The sequence below is a fragment of the Nesterenkonia sp. DZ6 genome (genome assembly GCF_022565835.1).
GTDB lineage: Bacteria > Actinomycetota > Actinomycetes > Actinomycetales > Micrococcaceae > Nesterenkonia.
This window is the reverse complement of sequence record NZ_JAJOYW010000004.1, coordinates 44,780-64,376: the sequence shown is the minus strand read 5'-3', so window position 1 is coordinate 64,376 and position 19,597 is coordinate 44,780. Positions and strand designations below refer to the sequence as shown.

General features: G+C 68.3%; 16 protein-coding genes and 1 tRNA gene. 4 read left to right on the top strand and 13 right to left on the bottom strand.

Going from position 1 to position 19,597, the window contains the following annotated elements:
* Positions 1–102: 102 nt before the first annotated feature.
* From rho to LTH93_RS10625, 7 genes are all read right to left on the bottom strand, one after another.
* Complete coding sequence (gene rho, locus LTH93_RS10655) at positions 103–2,361, bottom strand: transcription termination factor Rho (protein WP_241470948.1); 2,259 nt, start codon at positions 2,359–2,361, stop codon at positions 103–105.
* A gap of 307 nt (positions 2,362–2,668) precedes the next feature.
* Positions 2,669–3,787 carry a homoserine kinase gene (gene thrB, locus LTH93_RS10650; RefSeq protein WP_241465019.1) on the bottom strand — a complete coding sequence of 373 codons (1,119 nt, stop codon included), beginning with the start codon at positions 3,785–3,787 and terminating at the stop codon, positions 2,669–2,671.
* 22 nt (positions 3,788–3,809) lie between these two features.
* The gene (gene thrC, locus LTH93_RS10645; RefSeq protein WP_241465020.1) at positions 3,810–4,919 is read right to left on the bottom strand and encodes a threonine synthase; all 1,110 of its coding nucleotides are present in this window, start codon (positions 4,917–4,919) and stop codon (positions 3,810–3,812) included.
* Between the two features lie 61 nt (positions 4,920–4,980).
* Positions 4,981–6,330, bottom strand: coding sequence for a homoserine dehydrogenase (locus LTH93_RS10640; protein ID WP_241471082.1), 1,350 nt, complete (start codon positions 6,328–6,330; stop codon positions 4,981–4,983).
* Between the two features lie 56 nt (positions 6,331–6,386).
* On the bottom strand, positions 6,387–7,910 hold the full coding sequence (locus tag LTH93_RS10635; RefSeq protein ID WP_241471081.1) for a diaminopimelate decarboxylase family protein: 1,524 nt from the start codon (positions 7,908–7,910) through the stop codon (positions 6,387–6,389).
* Between the two features lie 6 nt (positions 7,911–7,916).
* Positions 7,917–9,572 (bottom strand): arginine--tRNA ligase, encoded by a 1,656-nt coding sequence (argS, locus tag LTH93_RS10630; protein ID WP_241465021.1) that lies wholly within the window; start codon positions 9,570–9,572, stop codon positions 7,917–7,919.
* 50 nt (positions 9,573–9,622) lie between these two features.
* On the bottom strand, positions 9,623–10,375 hold the full coding sequence (locus tag LTH93_RS10625) for a LysE family translocator (RefSeq protein WP_241465022.1): 753 nt from the start codon (positions 10,373–10,375) through the stop codon (positions 9,623–9,625).
* A gap of 90 nt (positions 10,376–10,465) precedes the next feature.
* On the opposite strand from LTH93_RS10625, the gene LTH93_RS10620 reads away from it, so the two are divergent.
* From LTH93_RS10620 to LTH93_RS10605, 4 genes are read left to right on the top strand one after another with little or no spacing between them, the layout of a single operon-like run.
* Positions 10,466–11,383: a LysR family transcriptional regulator gene (locus tag LTH93_RS10620; protein ID WP_241465023.1), complete on the top strand. Its 918-nt coding sequence runs from the start codon at positions 10,466–10,468 to the stop codon at positions 11,381–11,383.
* Positions 11,384–11,399: 16 nt separating this feature from the next.
* Complete coding sequence (locus LTH93_RS10615; RefSeq protein WP_370642753.1) at positions 11,400–11,786, top strand: ArsR/SmtB family transcription factor; 387 nt, start codon at positions 11,400–11,402, stop codon at positions 11,784–11,786.
* Between the two features lie 16 nt (positions 11,787–11,802).
* The gene (locus tag LTH93_RS10610; RefSeq protein ID WP_241470947.1) at positions 11,803–12,789 is read left to right on the top strand and encodes an SRPBCC family protein; all 987 of its coding nucleotides are present in this window, start codon (positions 11,803–11,805) and stop codon (positions 12,787–12,789) included.
* 54 nt (positions 12,790–12,843) lie between these two features.
* Positions 12,844–13,239, top strand: a complete 396-nt coding sequence (locus LTH93_RS10605) for a VOC family protein (protein WP_241465026.1) — start codon at positions 12,844–12,846, stop codon at positions 13,237–13,239.
* 101 nt (positions 13,240–13,340) lie between these two features.
* Here the strand turns inward: LTH93_RS10605 and LTH93_RS10600 are convergent, their stop codons facing one another.
* The 6 genes from LTH93_RS10600 to LTH93_RS10575 all read right to left on the bottom strand — a co-directional run bounded on the left by LTH93_RS10600 (position 13,341) and on the right by LTH93_RS10575 (position 19,532).
* The gene (locus LTH93_RS10600; RefSeq protein WP_241465027.1) at positions 13,341–14,123 is read right to left on the bottom strand and encodes a hypothetical protein; all 783 of its coding nucleotides are present in this window, start codon (positions 14,121–14,123) and stop codon (positions 13,341–13,343) included.
* Positions 14,124–14,314: 191 nt separating this feature from the next.
* Positions 14,315–14,387, bottom strand: a tRNA-Arg gene (locus LTH93_RS10595).
* A 79-nt stretch (positions 14,388–14,466) separates the two neighbouring features.
* A complete protein-coding gene (locus LTH93_RS10590; RefSeq protein WP_241465028.1) occupies positions 14,467–14,787 on the bottom strand; it encodes an antibiotic biosynthesis monooxygenase family protein in 321 nt (106 codons plus the stop codon).
* Between the two features lie 100 nt (positions 14,788–14,887).
* Positions 14,888–16,678, bottom strand: a complete 1,791-nt coding sequence (locus tag LTH93_RS10585; protein WP_241465029.1) for a gamma-glutamyltransferase family protein — start codon at positions 16,676–16,678, stop codon at positions 14,888–14,890.
* Between the two features lie 92 nt (positions 16,679–16,770).
* Entirely contained in the window at positions 16,771–18,321 is a 1,551-nt protein-coding gene (locus LTH93_RS10580) for an Rv2578c family radical SAM protein (RefSeq protein WP_241470946.1), read from the bottom strand.
* Positions 18,322–18,425: 104 nt separating this feature from the next.
* Positions 18,426–19,532, bottom strand: a complete 1,107-nt coding sequence (locus LTH93_RS10575) for a YeiH family protein (protein ID WP_241465031.1) — start codon at positions 19,530–19,532, stop codon at positions 18,426–18,428.
* Between the last annotated feature and the right edge of the window lie 65 nt (positions 19,533–19,597).

The window sequence follows — 19,597 nt, the reverse complement described above, 5'->3', positions numbered from 1 at the left end:
TTTCCGTGGCTGAAGCGCGAACGGAGCGCTGGCGGACCGGGCTGGTACAGGCGAAGCCCGGGGTGAGCGCATGCTCTCCCCGGGCTTCGCCTGATGAGTCGGCTAGTTGCCTTTGTCTCCGAGCGTGGTCTTCGACGCCAGCATCAGGAACTCAGCGTTGGACTGGGTCGCCTTGAGCTTGTTGATCAGCAGCTCAAGACCCTGCTCCTGCTCGAGTCCGGAGAGCACTCGGCGCAGCTTCCACATGATCTTGACCTCCTCAGCCGAGAGGAGGTTCTCCTCACGACGGGTGGAGGACTCGTTCACGTTCACGGCTGGGAAGATCCGCTTGTCCGCCAGGCGGCGGGACAGCCGCAGCTCCATGTTGCCGGTGCCCTTGAACTCCTCGAAGATGACCTCGTCCATCTTGGACCCGGTCTCCACCAGCGCGGTCGCGAGGATGGTCAGCGAACCGCCATGCTCGATGTTGCGCGCTGCACCGAAGAACCGCTTCGGCGGGTAGAGCGCGTTGGCGTCGACACCGCCGGAGAGGATCCGACCGGAGGCCGGAGCCGCGGTGTTGTAGGCGCGACCCAGTCGGGTCATGGAGTCCAGCAGCACGACGACGTCCTTGCCCAGCTCCACCAGTCGCTTCGCGCGTTCGATGGCCAGCTCGGCGACGGTGGTGTGGTCATCGGCCGGGCGGTCGAAGGTCGAGGCGATGACTTCGCCGTCGACCGTGCGCTGCATGTCGGTGACCTCCTCGGGCCGCTCGTCGACCAGGACCATCATGAGGTGGACCTCAGGATTGTTGGCCTTGATCGATTTCGCCAGGGCCTGCAGGATGATCGTCTTGCCTGCCTTGGGCGGGGAGACGATCAGGCCGCGCTGGCCCTTGCCGATCGGAGCGATCAGGTCGATCACGCGGGGGGCGATGTCCTTCGGGTCACCCTCGAGGCGCAGACGATCCTGCGGGTAGAGCGGAACCAGCTTGCTGAACTCGACACGATCGGTGTTGGCCTCCGAAGGGCGGCCGTTGACGGCGTCGAGCTTCACCAGCGCGTTGAACTTCGCGCGCTTCTGCGGGTTCTCCCCGTCGCGGGGGGCGCGGATGTGTCCGTGGACGGCGTCACCCTTGCGCAGGTTGTGCCGCTTGACCTGGGCCAGGGAGACGTAGACGTCGTTGGGTCCGGGGAGGTAGCCCGAGGTGCGCACGAAGGCGTAGTTGTCGAGCACATCCAGGATGCCCGCCACCGGGACCAGGACATCGTCCTCGGTGACCTCGGTGTCGTCGACCTCTGGATCGCGGCCGCGGCGACGGTTGCTGCGGTCGTTGCGGTCGTTACGGTCATTGCGGTCATTGCGGTCGTTGCGGTTGCGGCTGCGCCGGTTGCGACGCTCCTCGTCACGGCCGCCGTCGCTCCGCTGACCCTCGCTGCGCTGGCCGTCATTGCGCTCGCTGCGGCTGCTGTCACGGCCGCCGTCGCTCCGCTGACCCTCGCTGCGCTGGCCGTCATTGCGCTCGCTGCGGCTGCTGTCGCGGCCGCCGTCGCTGCGCTGGCCGTCGCTGCGATCGCTGCGCTCGCTGCGGTTGCCGCGGCCACCGTCACGACCGTTGTTGTCGCGGTTGTTGTCGCGATTGCGTCGGCCGCGGCCTTCGCCGTCGTTGCGCTGGCCGTTCTCCTGAGTCTGGTCCTGAGTCTGCTCGTTGGAGCCCGACTGAGAGTTCGACTGCTGGGAATCCGACTGCTGGGCGTTGGACTGCTGGGTCTCGGCCGGCGCAGTGTTCTGCTGCTGGCTCCCGTTGTCGTCGCGGTTGCGGTTGCGGCGGTTGCGGTTGCGTCCGCGGGGCTGAGAATCGCCGCCGTCATCGCTGCCGTTGTTCTCGCCACCCTGCTGATCAGCGCGCCGGTCGATGCCGTTGCTGTCATTGCGGCCGTTGTCGCGAGAGTTCTCGGTGCGCGTGTCATCGGTGCTCGCGGCGTTCTCAGCGCTGTCCGCGGTGGAGCCGTTCTGCTCTGCGGCAGCTTCGCTCGCCTTGGACCGGCGGCGGTTGGGGCGCTTGGCGGCAGGCTCCTCGGAGCTCGCGGTCTGCCCATCATTGCCGCCCTTGGCGGCGTCGTTCTCGCGGCCTGCGGCGGCCGCCTGGTCCTGCTTCTTGTCCCGTTCGGCGACGGCGCCTCCGCGCTGATGAGAGGAGATGGCCTCCACCAGAGCAGATTTGCGCATCCGGGAGCTTCCGGTGATGCCCAGCTGTGAGGCAAGCGCCTGCAGCTGAGCGAGCTTCAGACCGGCAAGCCCGGAGCTCTTGGCCTCGGGTGCAGCGGACTCGGCCTTCTCGGGGCTCTGAGTCGCAGTGGTCTCAGCGGTGGTTTCTGTCACGAAGGTTCCTTCCCCCTCGTCAGGCAGGCCCGGCGGATGCGCCGTCCTGCGATGTCTTCAACGGAGCGTCAGAAGTCCGTTGGCTTATTTCAGTTTCTTTCGCGCATACACCGTCGGGGAGACTTCTTGCACGGTCCTCGTCCCCGGCGGGGAGTGGGATCATCGCGGGACTCTGCTGATTCACTCTGTTGAGGAGTCTGCACCGTCCAGCGCGCAGGAAAAAGCGCAATTCGCGCGAAAGAACATCATGGTGATCTCTACAGGGCCAACTCAATGGATCTGGGGAGAGAGCGTGCGGGGCACGCCATCAACGCTGATGTGCCTCCACTGTAGCACCCGCGCCCGCGATCGGCAGGATTGAGGGGGTGAACACATGGCCCCGCGCGTCGGGCCCGCCAAGTGCCGAGATCTGTTGTGCCGCGGCGCTGGCCTGGGCGTCGGAGTCAGCGAGCACAAGCACCGTGGGTCCCGCGCCGGAGATCACGGCGGCGAACCCCGCTGCGCGGAGTCCGTCCACCAGAGCCATCGACCCGGGGAATGCGGGACGGCGCTGTTCCTGATGCAGCGCGTCCTCAGTGGCGTCGAGCAGCAGCTCCGGAGCGCTGGTGAGGGCGTGGACCAGCAGCGCTGCGCGCGCGGAGTTCTGCGCCGCGGCGGAATGATCGACCTGGGCGGGCAGGAGGTCTCGTGCCACCTGGGTGGACTGCTCGAAGTTCGGCACGGCCACCACGGTGCGCAGGTCCGGGTGCGGGATCAGCGGCGCGGTCTTGAAGGCTCCGTCTCGGGGGTGGACGGCGGACCCGTCAGGCTCACCGGCGGAGCCCAGCGCGGTGGCGGCTGCCTGCCAGGAGATTGCAACCCCTCCGCGCAGCGCCGGGACGTAGTTGTCCGGATGGCCCTCGATCCGGGAACCGATCTGGAGCTTCTCGTCGTCGCTCAACCCGTCTGGGAGCAGCGTGTGCGCGGTCATCACGGCCGAGGCGACGGCCGCTGCCGAGGATCCGAGCCCGCGACTGTGTGGAATGTTGTTGACCGCTCGGACCTGAAGGTCGGGGAGGCTGAAGCCCTTGGCGTTGAGGATCTTCTCGACCAGGGTGACCACCAGGTGGGATGCATCGCGGGGCAGCGTTGCGGAACCCTCACCCTCCACCGTGATCTCCACCTGCGCGGTGGTGCCGCTCCGCGGCGCGGCGTGGACGGTGATCTCATCGTAGAGACCCAGTGCCAGACCCATGGTGTCGTAGCCGGGGCCGAGATTGGCGGAGGTGGCCGGCACCTTCAGGTGGAAGGACGCCGGGGCGGCCAGCGGCTCACGAAGGGCAAGGTCGTTGGCACCTTCCGCGTCATGTCCCTGCGCGGCAGGTGGCGTCGCGGCCGAGGGGGCCAGTGCCTGTTCAGGGGCGAGGCCCTGTCCTAGCTTGTGCATGCTGGGCTGCCCGCTCATCGAATCAGAGCCCCAGCTGCCGGGCCACGGTCTCGACATCCTGCGGGACCATGGTCGGGGTGACGTCCGAGCCGTCGGCGTTCTTCAGCGCCCAGTCTGGATCCTTCAGGCCGTGACCGGTCACGGTGATCACGATCGTCTTGTCCGCCGGCATCTCACCGGCGGAGTGCTTCTTGATCAGTCCGGCGACGCCGGCAGCGGAGGCGGGCTCCACGAAGACGCCCTCCTTGGAGGACAGCCAGCGGTGCGCGACGAGGATCTCCTCGTCGGTCACCGACTCGATGACCCCGGCAGACTCATCCCGAGCGGCCTCGGCCTTCTCCCAGGAGGCGGGATTGCCGATCCGGATGGCCGTTGCGACCGTCTCGGGCTCGGTCACCGGGTGGCCCATGACGATGGGCGCGGCGCCCTCGGCCTGGAACCCCCACATGATCGGGGTGTGGCTGGCCACCGCGGCGAGCTCCTCACCGGTGCCTCCCCCGTAGGGGTTGGTCCAGGGCTGGGAGTACTCCTTGTAGCCCTTCCAGTAAGCGGTGATGTTGCCGGCGTTGCCGACCGGAAGCAGATGGTAGTCCGGGGCATCGCCGAGTGCGTCCACCACCTCGAAGGCTCCGGTCTTCTGGCCTTCGATGCGTGCCGGGTTCACCGAGTTCACCAGGAAGACCGGGTAGTTCTCGGAGAGCTTGCGGGCGATGTCGAGACAGCCGTCGAAGTTGCCGTCCACCTGGATCAGCTCCGCACCGTGGGCGACCGCCTGGGAGAGCTTGCCCATCGCGATCTTGCCCGCCGGCACCAGGACGGCGCAGGTCAGACCGGCCTGGGTCGCGTAGGCGGCGGCCGAGGCGGAGGTGTTGCCGGTGGAGGCGCAGACCACGGCCTTGGCGCCCTCGGCCACCGCGGCGGTGATCGCCATGGTCATGCCGCGGTCCTTGAAGGATCCCGTGGGGTTCATCCCTTCCACCTTCAGGTAGACCGTGCCGGAGACCAGCTCGGAGAGCGCGGGGGCGTAGACCAGCGGGGTGCCGCCCTCTCCCAGGGTGATGACCTCGGTGGTCTCCTCCACGGGGAGTCGGTCTGCATACTCACGGATGACTCCGCGCCATTGGTGCGCCACGAGTGGGGGCTCCTTCATCGTCGTGCTGGTGGGATCTGCTCTGTGTGGGCTGGGCCCAGGACTACTGTTCGACCTCGACGCGAAGCACCGAGTTCACTGCCAGGACCACGTCCAGGGCGCGCAACGTGGACACGGTGTCGGAGAGGTGCTTCTCCTTCGCCAGGTGCGTGACGATCTGCACGACGGCGCCGCGTTCGCGCGCCGCCTCGGTGTCCACCTCACCGTCGGTCGATACGCTTCCGGGCTGGCGCATGGATTCGATGGAGACGTGGTGATCGGCCAGCACGCGGGCCACCTCGGCGATGACACCCTCACGGTCAGCGACTTCCATATCAATGTAGTACTGCGTGCGGGCGTCATCCACCGGCAGTGCGCGAACCGTCTGGGAGTCTCCGTTGGTGTCGGTGGTCCCGGGGTTGTCCGGTCCGCTGTGCAGTCGGCGCGCCACGGAGACCACATCACCCATGATGGCCGAGGAGGTGGGCAGCCCGCCGGCTCCCTGTCCGTAGAACATGAGCTCCCCGGCGTTCTCGGCGACTACGAAGACCGCGTTGAAGGCTCCGCGGACGCTTGCAAGCGGGTGGGTGCGGGGCAGCAGGGTGGGGTGCACGCGCAGGATGGCACCGTCGTCGTTCTTCTCGACGATCGCCAGCAGCTTGATCACATAGCCGGAAGCCGCGGCGGCCTCGATGTCGGCGGAGGTGACGGAGGTGATGCCCTCGCAGTAGACGTCGTCGATGCTGAAGGGCGCGTGGAAGGCCAGCGCGCCGAGGATCGCGGCCTTGGCTGCGGCATCGTGGCCCTCGACGTCGGCGGTCGGGTCGGACTCGGCGTACCCGAGCCGCTGCGCCTCGGCCAGCGCGTCGTAGAAGGCGGCGCCGGTGGAGTCCATCTGGTCCAGGATGTAGTTGGTGGTGCCGTTGACGATGCCCATCACCTTGGTGATGCGGTCGCCGGAGAGGGATTCCTGGATCGGGCGCAGGATCGGGATGGCCCCTCCGACCGCGGCTTCGAAGCGCAGCAGGGCGCCGGACTCTGCGGCGGCCTGGCTGAGCTTTCCGCCCTGGACCGCGAGCAGCGCCTTGTTTCCGGTCACCACTGCGGTGCCGGCGCGCAGCGCGCGCTCCACCAGGGTGCCGGCGGGCTCGAGGCCGCCCATGAGTTCGATGATCAGGTCTGCCTCGTCCACCAGCGCCTCGGCGTCGGTGGTGAGCAGCTCGCCGGGGATCTTCCAGTCGCGCGGGGCCTCGACGTCGCGGACGGCGACGCCGATCAGCTTGATCGGGGCACCGACCCGCGAGGAGATGAGCGCCCGCTCCTCGACCAGGGTGCGTGCGACCTGTGAGCCGACGTTGCCTGCGCCGAGCAGACCGATCTTCAGCGGCTCTGCGGTGGTCCTTGCTGCGGACATCATGACCTCAATCCCTTGTGCCTGTTCGGTTCCCGGCGCTGCGCGCGTGCTGTGTGTCAGTGTGCGGCAATGCCGGTGTCACGCCCGAGCATGTCCTGCTCGGTCTCTCGGCGGATGAGCACCTGGGAGGCGCCGTCTGCGACGGCGACCACTGCGGGTCGAGTCAGGTAGTTGTAGTTGCTCGAGAGCGAGTGGCAGTATGCGCCGGTGGCGGGAACGGCAAGGAGATCATCCCGGGCCGTCGCCGTCGGCAAGTATACGTTTCGCACGACGATGTCGCCGGACTCGCAGTGTTTGCCCACGATGCGAGACAGCGCGTGGTCTCCGGTCACCCGGCGCGAGGCGAGCACCGCTGAATAGTCGGCGTCGTAGAGCACGCCGCGGGCGTTGTCGCTCATGCCGCCGTCGACGGCCACGTAGCGCCGGGACACGGTGGTGCCGTCGGGGGCGTCGACCTGGACGTCCTTCTGCACCCCGACTCGGTAGAGCGTGACCCCGGCGGGGCCGACGATGGCCCGGCCGGGCTCGATGGAGATCCGTGGGACGCTCAGTCCGTGCTCCGCGCAGGCCTGCTTCACCGTGGCGGCCAGGGCTGCGGCGATTGCTTCGGGGGCCCGCGGGGTGTCGGCCTCGGTGTAGGCGATCCCGTGTCCCCCGCCGAGGTCGAGCTCGGGCAGTTCCACGCCGTAGGCCGCACGCAGGCTGGCCAGGAAGGCGATGAGCTTCTGCGCGGCCAGTTCGAAACCGGCAGGTTCGAAGATCTGCGAGCCGATATGGGCGTGGATTCCACGGAGTTCGACGCCGGGAAGCTCCAGTGCGCGCGAGGCTGCTGTCCAGGCGGGCGAACCGAGGTAGGGGTTGGTGACTTTCGCCTCTGCCCCGGCAGCGTCTGCACCGGACGCGTCTGCACCGGACGCCGGGGTCAGGGAGAGGCCGAACTTCTGATCCTCGTGCGCGGTGGCGATGTATTCGTGGGTGGAGGCGTGCACGCCGGGAGTCAGCCGGAGCATGACCGGGGCGCGGGTGCCGGCTGCCACGGCCAGCGTGGAGATCCGTTCAAGCTCATCGAGGGAATCGGCGATGATGCGGCCGATCCCAGCGTCGAGGGCGCGCTGGATCTCGGCGTCGGACTTGTTGTTCCCGTGCAGTCCGATCTGCCTCGGCGGAACCCCGCCGGCCAGGGCGAGGGCCAGCTCGCCGCCGGAGGCGGTGTCCACGCAGAGCCCCTCCTCCACGGCCCAGCCCGCCACATGGGTGCTCAGGAAGGCTTTGCCGGCATAGAAGACGTCCACCTCGGCCTCAGGGGCGAAGGCTGCGCCGAAGGCCTCGCGGAAGCTGCGGGCGCGGGCCCGGAAGTCTGCCTCGGAGAGCACGTAGAGCGGCGTGCCGTGCTGGGCGGCGAGGGTCACGACGTCGACCCCGCCGATCACCAGGCGGCCCTCGGCGTCGCGGTGCGCGTCGGCCGGGAGCAGCGCCGCCTCGAGGTCATCGGTGTCCCGACGGGCGGTGAGCCAGGCCGGTGCCAGCGGATGCGCGCTGGGGGTGGTTGATTCTTCGGGGGCAGAGCTGCGGGTCGTGATGGCGGCTCACATCCTTTCGGGTGCGGTGACGCCGAGCAGCGCCAGTCCGTTGCGCAGCACCTGGGCGGTGGCGTCGTTGAGCCAGAGCCGGGTGCGGTTGAGATCGGTGACCGGGTCCTGGACGCCGTCGGGGCTGACGCTGGGCGCCACCCGGCACACGGCGTACCAGCCGTGATAGGCGCTGGCCAGGGACTCCAGGTAGCGCGCCACCCGGTGGGGTTCGCGCAGCTCGGCTGCCGAGGCCACCACGGAGGTGAAGCGTCCCAGGTGGGAGAGCAGCTCCTCCTCGGTCTCATGCGTCAGCAGCCCGGCATCGAAGCCGTCGCGGTCCACTCCGGCGGCCTCGGCGTTGCGCGCGGCATTGCGGGAGCGGGCATGGGCGTACTGGACATAGAAGACCGGATTGTCATTGGTCCGCGACTGCAGCAGCTCTGGGTCCACGTCGATCGGGGAGTTCGCTGGGAACCGGGCCAGCGTGTAGCGCAGCGCGTCGGCGCCGAGCCAATCGATCAGGTCGGTGAGCTCGATGATGTTGCCGGCGCGCTTGGACAGCTTCGCGCCGCGGATCGACATCAGCTGCCCGATGAGCACCTCGATGTTGCGCTGCGGATCGTCACCGGCGCAGGCGGCGATGGCCTTGAGCCGGGAGACGTAGCCGTGGTGGTCCGCGCCGAGCAGGTAGATCTTCTCCGTGAAGCCTCGCTCCCGCTTGGAGAGGTAGTAGGCGGCGTCGGCGGCGAAGTAGGTGGGCTCACCGTCGGCCTTGAAGAGCACCCGGTCCTTGTCATCACCGAAGTCGGTGGTGCGCAGCCAGACGGCGCCGTCGCGGTCCTCGATGTGGCCCTGCTCGCGCAGCGTCTCCACCGCGGCGGCGACCTTGCCCTCGGCGTGGAGGGCCTGCTCGGAGTAGAAGACGTCGAAGTGCACGCCGAACGCGGTCAGGGTGTCCTTGATCTGACCCATCTGCGCCTGGAAGCCCAGCTCGCGCACGATCGGCAGCGCCTCTTCGCGGGGCATGTCCTTGACGTCCGGGCGGGCGGCGAGGATCTCGTCGGCCAGCTCGATGACATAGTCACCGGGGTAGCCGCCCTGCGGGACGTCCTCGCCGTGGATGCGGGAGAGCACCGAGTGGCCGAAGACGTTCATCTGGTTGCCGGCGTCGTTGACGTAGTACTCGTTGGCGACCGTGGCGCCGGAGGCGCGCAGCAGCCGGCCGATGGCGTCGCCGAGCGCGGCCCAGCGGGTGTGCCCGATGTGCAGCGGTCCGGTGGGGTTCGCGGAGACGAATTCGACGTTGACGCTCCGCCCGGCCAGCGCCTCGTTGTGACCGAAGGTGTCCCCTGTTTCGACGATCGTGCGGGCAAGCTCCCCTGCGGCGGCGGAGTCCACGGTGATGTTGATGAACCCGGGGCCCGCGATCTCGATGCGCTCCACGCCGGCGACCTGCTCCAGCCTGGCGCCGACGATCTCGGCGAACGCACGCGGGGGCATCCCGGCCTTCTTGGCCAGCTGCAGGGCGATGGTGGTGGCCCAGTCGCCGTGCTCGCGATTCTTGGGGCGCTCGATGACGACGTTCTCGGGGAGATCGACGCTCAGCTCACCGGCTTCGACAGCCTCGGCGAGCACGCTCTTGACAACGGTGGAGAGTTCTTCTGGAGTCACCGGAACAGTCTACGCGGTCCGCCCCGGGAGCCGGGTCAGCACAGGATGGCTCAGCTGAGCAGACCGAGCACACCGCTGATGCTCAGGTAGACGCCGAGTCCCGCCAGGGTCAGGCCGCTGCCCATCTCGATGCGTCCGGTCACCACGGGGTTCGAGAGCCAGGAGTTCGCGGCATCGACCAGCAGCACGACACCGATCAGGTAGAGCCACATGCTGGCGGCCACAGTGCCGCCGAGCACCCCGATCGCAAAGGCCGGGGAGGCTCCGACGGGAGTGAACTGCGGGAAAAGTGCCAGGAAGAACAGACCGACCTTCGGGTTGGTCATGCAGCTGCCCAGCCCGATCAGGAATGTGCCGCGGAAGCTGGTGATGTCGCGGCGGGTGCGACGGCGGGGGGAGTCCTCCGATCCGCGAGCGCCTGGGCCCTCCTCCGCTGCGGGGGGTTGGGGATCGTAGGGGCCCCCGACCAGCACGGGAACTTCGACGTCGGCGCGGGCCAGTCGGTGCGCCTTCAACGTGATCGAGGCGCTGCGCACCGCGCGGGCACCGAGGAAGATCACGTAGAGGCCGCCGACGAGGCTGAGCAGCTCATAGGCCACCGGGGAGGCCTGGAACAGCGCCGCCAGGCCGGTGGCGGCCAGCGCCGCCCAGATCAGCGCGGCCACTGAGGATCCGGTCGCCGCGCCGAGGCCTGCCCGGCGGGAGAGCAGCGCATTGCGCAGAGACAGCATGGTGTCCTGCCCCGGGGTGATGGCCAGGACGGCGGAGACGGCGAGCAGACCGAAATAGCTGGAGAGTGTCACAGCTCCATCCTGGGACACCACACCGATCAGGACAAGCAGATAAAAGCTTAAGACTGTTCGGTATAAACGAATCTGCGCCATACTGGTGCCATGTTGAACCCTCACAGGCTGCGCGTGCTGCACTCGGTGATCGCCACCGGCTCGATCCAGGGCGCCGCGCGCAGCCTGCACTTCTCCCCCGCCACGGTGAGCCAACATATGAGCATCCTTGCGCAGGAGACCGGGCTCAAGCTCTTCGAGCGCAGCGGTCGCGGACTCACCCCGACGACGGCGGCACTGTCCCTGGCACGGGGCAGCGCCGCCGTGCTGCAGGGTCTCGACGAGCTGGACCGTCAGGTGGAGAGCCTGCGGCTGGGCCGGTCCAGCCACCTGATGCTCGCCAGCTTCACCTCCGCGGCGAGGGAGTGGCTGCCTCGTGTGGTCGCCACCCTGCGCGCCAAGGACCCTGGGATGACGGTGCAGATCAGCCTCAACGAGCCCTACGCCGAGAAGACCGGACGTCCGGTGGACATCGACATCCGCAATGAGTCACCGCTGGAGCCCGAAGAACACTTCAAGGGATATCTGCGGCACCTGCTTCGGCACGAGGACTTCGCCGTCGTCGTTCCTGCTGATCATCCGCTCGCGGACTCTGCGACGGTGGAGGTCCAGGAGCTCAGCAATCAGATGTGGGTGGACCATGACATCAAGGACAGCCCCAACGGCAGGATGATCCGCACCGCCTGCCAGGCCGCCGGATTCGTGCCCCAGTTCGCGGCCCGGCTCGATGACCACAACGCCGCCCTGTCTCTGGTGGCGGCTGGACTCGGGATCACCGTGCTCCCCCACCTGGCTCTGCGCGATCTCCCGCTCGGCACGGTGGTCCGCCCGCTGCGAAATCCCAAGGTGCAGCGCCGGATCGTCGCCCACGTGAAACAAGATCGCGCAGGCGAGGAGCTGGTCGTGGCGGCACTTGAGGTGCTGCGCGAAGAATCCGAGAAATCACTCGACGAAGAACCCTTGACCTGACCCCTCAGCAGTCCTAATGTACAACCACATGGTTATACGTTCTGAGGTGTCGGCTCCCCCCAGTGACGCCCAGGTGGACCGGATCTTCCGGGCCCTGGCAGACGCCACTCGCAGGGACATCGTCAGGCGCACCCTCGGTGAGGAGGCAACAGTCTCCGCCCTGGCCGCGCTCTATGAGATGTCCTTCGCCGCCGTGCAGAAGCACGTCAGCGTCCTCGAAAGCGCCGATCTGGTGACCAAGCGCCGGCAAGGGCGCGAACGCCTGGTCCGCGGCAACCCTGACACCATCCGTGGAGCCCAGGCACTGCTCGATGAGTACGCGCGCATCTGGCAGGGCCGCATCTCCCGCCTGGACGCCCTCCTGGCGGACACCACGACGCAAGACACCAGTGGGCAGCACTGATACAGAAAGGCTCGTCATGCCCATCACCTCAGTCACCAAGGACGCCGAAGCATTGACCATGACTGTGGTCTCCGACTTCTCCGTGCCGGTCCAGCGGCTCTGGGACGCCCACGCCGACCCCCGCCAGCTTGAGAAGTTCTGGGGACCCGAAGACTGGCCGGCAACCTTCACCCGCCACGACTTCCACCCCGGGGGCCGTTCGCACTACTGGATGACCGGCCCGGACGGCACTCGGGCCGCGGGCTACTGGGAGTTCCTCGCCATTGACCCCGGGCGCTCCTTCGAGGTCACCGATGGCTTCGCGGACGAGTCTGGCACACCGAATCCGGAGATGCCGCAGATGCGCCTGCGCCTGACCTTCGCCGAGACTCCGCATGGATCCAGGCTGACCTCGACCTCCTGGTTCAACTCCACCGAGGACTATCGGCAGCTGCTCGAGATGGGCATGGAAGAGGGCCTGACCTCGGCCATGGGCCAGATGGATGCGGTCCTGGAGGATCTCTCCTCCTTCGCCGCCGGCAGGGGCGCCCAGACCCAGATGCTCACCGACACCAAGGTGCGGATCAGTCGGATCATCCGCGGAACTCCCGAGAAGGTCTGGCAGGCCCATCGTGACCCAGACCTGATGCGGCGCTGGCTCCTGGGCCCGGACGGATGGCGCATGAGGGAATGCCAGCTCGGCGAGAAGGTCGGCGAGAGCTACCGCTTCGTCTGGGAGCGGGAGGAGGACGGTTCGGACAGCTTCGCCTTCTTCGGCGAGCTCAAAGAGCTCGACGCGCCCCACCGTGAAGTGACCACCGAAAACATGGAGGGGATGCCCAGTCCCCCCAACATCAATGAGCAGACCCTGACACCGGTCCACGGCGGCACCCTTCTCACCGTGGTGATCACCTACCCCGACAAGGAGACCCGCGACATCGTCCTGGGAACGGGCATGGCAGACGGCATGGAAGCCAGCTACGCCAGGCTGGAGGCGGTCTTGACAGCCTCCTCCCGGTCATAGCGGCAGGCTCATCCCGACCACGCCCCCGACCAATATCAGTGAGGACCTGTATCGATGCCGCAGCCATTCACCATCACCCTGCCGATCGCTGATCGTCGCCGCTCCCACACGTTCTACCGGGACGGCCTCGGGCTCGATCCGGTGGGTGACGTGGCGCAGGACGGCCTCCCCGAACCGCTGCAGTTTCGACTGCTCGGGGAGGCCTACCTCTGCCTGGTCCCCACCGAGGCCTTCGACTGGGTGCTGGGTCCCCGCGAGCTGTCCCCGGCGGAACACAGCGAGTGCCTGCTGGGCATCGCCCTCGCTGATGCCCAACAGGTCACCGCCATGACCGAACGACTGGTCACAGGCGGGGGCACGGTGCTCACCCCACCCACCCACCAGCCCTGGGGATTCGAGTCCCTTGTGGCGGACCCAGATGGTCACACCTGGCAGCTCTACGTCGGGTGAGCCAGAGATCTCCTCGGCCCGATGGGAAGGAGCACCCCAAGCGGCTCATCATGGTCCTCGGCGGTGCATCAATGCAACCGCGTTCCGGCCGGTCGGAGATCTCAGGAGCGGACCTGGCGATCGCCTTCCTCGTCACCGCTCTCTTCCTCGTCACTCGCTGCACCGTCCTTCTGCGAATCCTCACCCTTGGGGCGCCGTACCAGCAGGTAGGTCGCGCCGAAGAGCAGCACGCCTGCGCCGATCGCCGCGGCGATCGCCCACTCCTCCCCCACCAGATCGTCCAGGAAGGACCGCGCAGGGGACTCTGGATCGACGAGGGCGACCACCACGAAGGCGGTCACGACAAATGTGGCCAGAATCGTCCCCAGTCGCCGCCACCACCGCGAGGATCCGACCTTCTGCAGAGAATGCCCGGCCTTGGCCACCTGTTTGGCGCGCAGCACCCGCAGCGCCCCGACGCTGCGCAGAAGACGCAGGAGCTGCATGGGACCGACGCTGAAGACCACGCCGACGATGACCAGCACGCTCAGACCCACGAGCCACCAGTTGCGGCGCAGCCAGTCGATCTTCTTGGGCGACACCAGGAACAGCACGATGGTCTCGAAGATCAGCACCACACTGGTGATCCAGAGCCCCACGTGGCCGATCATCTCGAAGGGCTCATCCAGGAGGGTGAGGAAGACCGCGGGGACCGACACCACGGCCGCGATCAGCACCGGCCAGGCAAGCCTGTCCTCCCAGCGCTCTTCGAGCTCGCGGGCTCGGTCCTGGGACGCTCTGCCGCTGGCAGTCTCGGCGAGCTCTCCCGCGGCGGCGGAAGCACGCTGCCTCTTGGACTCTGGACCGCGCTCGTGTTCGTCGGCGGAGGTGGGTGCGGAAGTCATAGTCCCAGGGTAGAGGGGTTCTCAGCCGGTTGAGCGAGGCATCGGGCCGCCGAGGTGTGCGACCGCGCCGCGGCACTTCGCAGTCGATCGATCGTGAGTCGCCTGGTCCCGCGCGGCGAGATCCTCGGCCAAGGCGCAAAAAAAGGCCCGCATCCTTGCCGAGACAAGAATGCGGACCTGATTTCTCTGTGTGCCCCCGGCGGGAATCGAACCCACGACTTTTGGTACCGGAAACCAACGCTCTATCCCCTGAGCTACGGAGGCCCGCCAGCTGTGCAATTCAAGGAACCGAGTTCCTCGAGCAACTGACCGATTCAGATTACCAGCACCGCACCGGTTCCACCTAGCCGGTCACCGAGGTGGTGTAGCTCCACAGCTCCGCGGACATCCCCACGGGCTTCTTCGGCGACTCCCCGGAACCGGACTCGCCGCCGCTGTGGGACTTCTGGAAGTCCTGCGAGGTGCGCCAGTTCTCAAACGCCTCCTCCGTGGCCCAGCGGGTGATGACCAGCCAGGTCGTGCGCTCGTCGGCAGGCTTGAGCAGCTCAAAGCCCTCGAAGCCTTCGGTGCCCTCCATGGAGTCGCGGCGAGCGGCGAACCGCTTGCCGAGTTCATCGCCGGAGTCGGCAGGGACAGTGATGGCGTTGATCTTGATGATGCTCATAGGGCCATCTTCGCAAAGTCAGCGGCGTCCGCAACAGCAGCCGCGCGAATCCACGGTGAGCTAGGGACGGCAGCCTCGTGCCGCGGAGCCCGCGCCGCTGTCATCGTCCCGCCGCGTAGCCCTGGGCGCCGCGGGCGTTGGCCGCGGCGCGCAGCCGCCCGGTCTGCGGGTCCCGCGTGACGCAGGAGAGTCGTCCCAGCGCCCAGTCCCCCGCCGTGGTGACCTGGTGTCCACGGCGACGCAGTCCTTCGATGAGCTCGGCACCGAGTCGGTCCTCCACCACGGCCCCGCCGGGCTCCCATGCGCGCGGCCAGAAGGAGCCGGGCATCGACGTCGTATGCAGGGTGGGGGCGTCGATGGCCTGCTGGGCGGTGTGTCCTCCGATGAGCATGCGCAGCAGCATGGGCAGCTGCCACTGGTCCTGCTGGTCTCCGCCCGGGGTGCCCAGGGCGATCAGCGGAGCGCCGTCCTTGAGCACCAGCGTAGGGGTCAGTGTGGTGCGCGGACGCCTCCCCGGTTCCAGCCGAGAGGAGGAGCGTTCATCGAGCCAGGTCATCTGCAGCCGGGTGCCCAGGCAGAAGCCGAGCCCCTCGATCACCGGTGAGGACTGCAGCCACCCCCCGGAGGGGGTTGCGGAGACGATGTTGCCCCAGCGGTCGACCACGTCGAGGTGACAGGTGTCCCCCTTGGTCTCCCCGGCCTTGGAAACGGTCGGCTCGCCCGCACCGGCTCCGGCGACGGCGTCGGCCACGTTGACCAGGGCAGGCAGCACCTGGTCGGCGCCGGGGACCTTCCCCGGGCGGAACTCTGCGGAGGCTCGCTCGCTGATCTGCTCGCGACGCTGCGCGGCGTATTCATCCGAGAGCAGGTGCTCCAGGTTCACCGGGACATCGCCGTAGTAGGTGTCTCGGTCCGCGAGGGCCAGCTTCTGCGCCTCCAGGATCAGGTGGGCGCCGATCTCGGTGCCGGGGTCCAGCTGCTCGTCCGGGTAGCCTTCGAGGATCTTCAGCGCCTGCAGCAGCGCTGGGCCCTGGCCCCAGGCGCCGGACTTCGCGATGGTGTGGCCGCGGAACTCGATTGAGACCGGGGTTTCGTATCCGGCGCTGTGGGCGGCGAAGTCTTCGGCGGTGATCACCCCGGCGTAGTCGCCGCCGTCGGAGTGCCGATGCGGGGTCTTCACGAACTCCGCCGCAGCCTCGGCGACGCGTCCGGTCTTCCACTCACTGCGTGCGGCTTCGATCTGCGCCACCCGGCTCGAAGCACCCTGCCCGGCGGCGATGAGGTCGCGCAGCACCTGCGCATACTCGGGGTTGCGGATGCTCTGCCCGGGCTCGGGGACCTTGCCCTCGGGCATCCACAGCGCGGCGGAGGTCGGCCAGTGCTCCTGGAAGAGCTCGGCGACGGCCCGGATCGCCCGCACCGCCCCGGGCAGGATCGGATGCCCGTCCTCGGCGTAGTCGATGGCGAAGGCGAGCACCTCGGCGAGGTCCCAGCTGCCGTGGTCGCGCAGCAGCACCAGCCAGGCGTCGACGGCGGCCGGGACGGCGGCCGCGAGGGCACCGGCACCCGGGACGTTCTCGAGCCCGAGCGCACGGTAGTGCTGGATCAGGGCCCCTGCGGGTGCGGGCCCCTGGCCCATCAGCACCTGCGGCGTCGACGGTGCGCCGGCGGTCGCGAAGATCCCGACCATGTCACCGCCGGGACCGTTGAGGTGCGGCTCCACCACATGCAGGACGAAGGCCCCGGCGACGGCCGCGTCGAAGGCGTTGCCACCGCGTTCCAGCACCGCCTGCGAGGAGGCCGTGGCGAGCCAATGCGTGGAGGCGGTCATTCCGAAGTGACCCTCCAGGGTGGGCCTGGTGGTGAAGGTCTCGGCATGGGTGAACGTCATGGGCACTCCTGAGGCGTCGACGCGACGATCGAGCAGGACACCCACCCGCCGCATTAGTTGCTTTTGCAAACCAGCCTACGGGATGAGCGGGGTCAGAAGAGCGCCGGCTGGGCAGGACCGGCCGCGGTCGGTGCCGACGCTCCCTGCTGGGCCACCGGGGAGTCCGGGTCATTGCGCTCGCGCCACATCAGGTCCACCGGCTTGTCGAAGCCATGACGACGCCGGGCGGCGCGGGCGGAGTCGGCGAGCCAGTGCCGATACTCCTTGGAGGCGTAGGAGCCGCCGCCGTAGATCCGACGATACTTCGCCACCAGCGCCGGGTACTCGCGGGCCAGCCAAGCCATGAACCATTCCCGGGCGCCGGGGCGCAGGTGCAGCGCACCGGTGGTCACATAGCTCGCACCGGCGTCGGCCAGTGCGGCATGGAGGGTGTCGATGCGACCGTCGCCGTCGGTGAGCCAGGGCAGGATCGGCATGGCCAGCACCGAGCATTCAAGCCCGGCGTCGGTGATGGAGCGGATCAGATTCAGCCGTGCCCGGGGATCCGGGGTGCCCGGCTCCACCTTCTGCTGAAGCTCCGGATCCATGACCGCCAGGGACACCGCGACCGAGACCGGCACCTGTTTGGCGGCCTCCTGCAGCAGCGGGAGGTCGCGCTTGAGCAGCGGCCCCTTGGTCAGGATGGAGAAGGGCGTCCCAGAATCCGCGAGCGCCCTGATGATCCCGGGCATCAGCTGGTAGCGACCCTCCGCGCGCTGATAGGGGTCGGTGTTGGTCCCCAGCGCCACGTGCTCGCGCTTCCAGGACGGCCGATTCAGTTCGGCCCGAAGCACCTCGGCGACATTGGTCTTCACGATGATCTGCGTATCAAAGTCCCTGCCCGCGTCCAGGTCCAGGTACTCGTGCGTCTTCCGCGCGAAGCAGTTGTGGCTGACCACACCGTTCGCGATGAAGTCCCCGGTGCTGGTGGTGATGTCGATCAGCGGCTCGCTGCGACCGAGCGCTTCGATGCCGGTGATGCGCAGAGCCTCGGTGGTCCCGACCGCACCTCCCAGCACGCTCGCTTCGAGAGGGGATTCCTCCGCCTCAGAATCCAGCTCAGGAGACATTCCGAGTCCGAATCCCATGAGCCGGTCGTGCTCCGTCAGACATGGGCGCGGTGACCCACCCTCCGGGCGAGCCACGTACTTCCACCCGCGCTCTGCCAGGAAGCGATGGTCGCCGCTGGCCACGATCTGAGTGCCATCGCGAAGCGTGATGCGGAATGCGGGCTTCTCGGTCCCCCATTTCGCTGAGACCTCCGAGCGGACCAACCGGCGATTCCTGCCGTCGAGCTCGGTGCCGACGACGACGTCGCCCACCCTGACCTCACGCAGCAGCTTCTGCCGCCCGTCGGCCATCAGGATCAGCGTCTCGGGGCTCAGGCAATACACGCACTGATGCAGACATCCGCGGGTGGGGTTCACGGTCCAGGAGAAGGGCATGTTCGACTGGCCAGGCACCTTGTTGAGCGCGGTCTTCGCCGCCACCTCGTGGAAGGTCACGCCTTCGAACTCCGGGGTGCGCACCGAGCGCAGGAGTCCCTTGAGCGGGATGAGGGCCGCACCCTCACCCTCCTGCACTGCCTGTCCCTGCCACCTCATACGGTTATTCGAACATACTTTCGAATGCCTGTCGAGATGGACTCGCCCTCGAAGCCCGGCGAGCTGAAACTCCCGGACACCTGACTGGGCCCGGGGCACCAGCCTCAGCTCACCAGCAGCAGGACCCCGCCCAGCCCGGTTCCCACCGCAAGCACCGTGCCGCCGGCACCGAGCAGCAGCGCGGGTCCTCCCTGGCGCAGCAGGCGACGCAGGTCCACCGAGGCGCCGACGCCGACCATCGCGGTGGTCAGCAGCATCGTGGTCACGTCCGCGGAGAAGTCCAGGGTGGACTCGGGCAGATCGGTGACCGAGCGCAGCACCATCATCACCAGGAAGCCCAGCACGAAGAGCGGGATCAGCGGCGGCCGCGATCCAGCGCCCTCCTCGACGCCCTCCCCGGCTCCCTGCGCAGCTCCGACCGCCCGGCGGCGACGCCCGGCAAGGCTGATGCCGGCGATCACTGGCGCCAGGAGCACCACCCGGGCGAGCTTGACCAGGGTCGCGGTGGCCAGCGCCACCGCCCCGACCACTCCGCCGGCGGCGACCACCTGTCCGACCTCATGGATGCTGGCGCCGATCCAGACGCCCATCTGTTCCTCGCCGAGGCCGAGCAGGGTTCCCAGCGCCGGCAGCGCGAGCAGCGCCAGGGTGCCGTAGAGGGTGACCACCGCGACGGCGGCCGCAGCGGCCGCCTGGACCGGGGCACCGTCGTCGTCCTTGCCGTCGCCTCGGTCGATCGCCGCGGCGGCTGCCGCCACGGCTGAGGCCCCGCAGATCGCGGTGCCGGCGGCCAGCAGCGTGGTCATCCCCTTCGGTGCGCCCAGCAGCCGCCCGAGGGCGAGCATCCCGAAGAAGGTCACCCCCACGGTGAGCACGACGACCGCGAGGACCGCCCACCCCAGGCCGAGCAGGTCACCCAGCGCCAGCTGGAGGCCGAGCAGCACGATGCCCACCCGGAGCAGCTTCTTCGCCGCCCAGCCGAGACCACGCTCGGCCCAGAACGGCACCCAGCCCAGGCTGCGCAGCGCGATGCCGGCAAGGACTGCGACCAGCAGCCCGGAGATCACCGGAATCTGCTCGGCGATCAGCCGGTGCGCGGCGATCGCGAAGATGAGAGCCAGCGCCGCGCCGGGGAGGATCTCCGCGGTCTGGCACCAGAGCCGGGTCAGCCGCGAGGTCAGGTTGGAGGTCAGGGCGGTTAGTGGAGGCACCGGATAAGCATAGGACCACTGGCCTAGACTGAGCGGGTGCCGAATCAGCTGAACACCGAGACCCC

Excerpts from the sequence above, each read along its gene's own strand:
- thrB (WP_241465019.1), bottom strand. The coding sequence starts at position 3,787 with ATGCACAAGCTAGGACAGGGCCTCGCCCCTGAACAGGCACTGGCCCCC.
- LTH93_RS10640 (WP_241471082.1), bottom strand. The coding sequence starts at position 6,330 with ATGTCCGCAGCAAGGACCACCGCAGAGCCGCTGAAGATCGGTCTGCTC.
- LTH93_RS10620 (WP_241465023.1), top strand. The coding sequence starts at position 10,466 with ATGTTGAACCCTCACAGGCTGCGCGTGCTGCACTCGGTGATCGCCACC.
- LTH93_RS10615 (WP_370642753.1), top strand. The coding sequence starts at position 11,400 with ATGTACAACCACATGGTTATACGTTCTGAGGTGTCGGCTCCCCCCAGT.
- LTH93_RS10610 (WP_241470947.1), top strand. The coding sequence starts at position 11,803 with ATGCCCATCACCTCAGTCACCAAGGACGCCGAAGCATTGACCATGACT.
- LTH93_RS10605 (WP_241465026.1), top strand. The coding sequence starts at position 12,844 with ATGCCGCAGCCATTCACCATCACCCTGCCGATCGCTGATCGTCGCCGC.
- LTH93_RS10600 (WP_241465027.1), bottom strand. The coding sequence starts at position 14,123 with ATGACTTCCGCACCCACCTCCGCCGACGAACACGAGCGCGGTCCAGAG.
- LTH93_RS10590 (WP_241465028.1), bottom strand. The coding sequence starts at position 14,787 with ATGAGCATCATCAAGATCAACGCCATCACTGTCCCTGCCGACTCCGGC.
- LTH93_RS10585 (WP_241465029.1), bottom strand. The coding sequence starts at position 16,678 with ATGACGTTCACCCATGCCGAGACCTTCACCACCAGGCCCACCCTGGAG.
- LTH93_RS10580 (WP_241470946.1), bottom strand. The coding sequence starts at position 18,321 with ATGAGGTGGCAGGGACAGGCAGTGCAGGAGGGTGAGGGTGCGGCCCTC.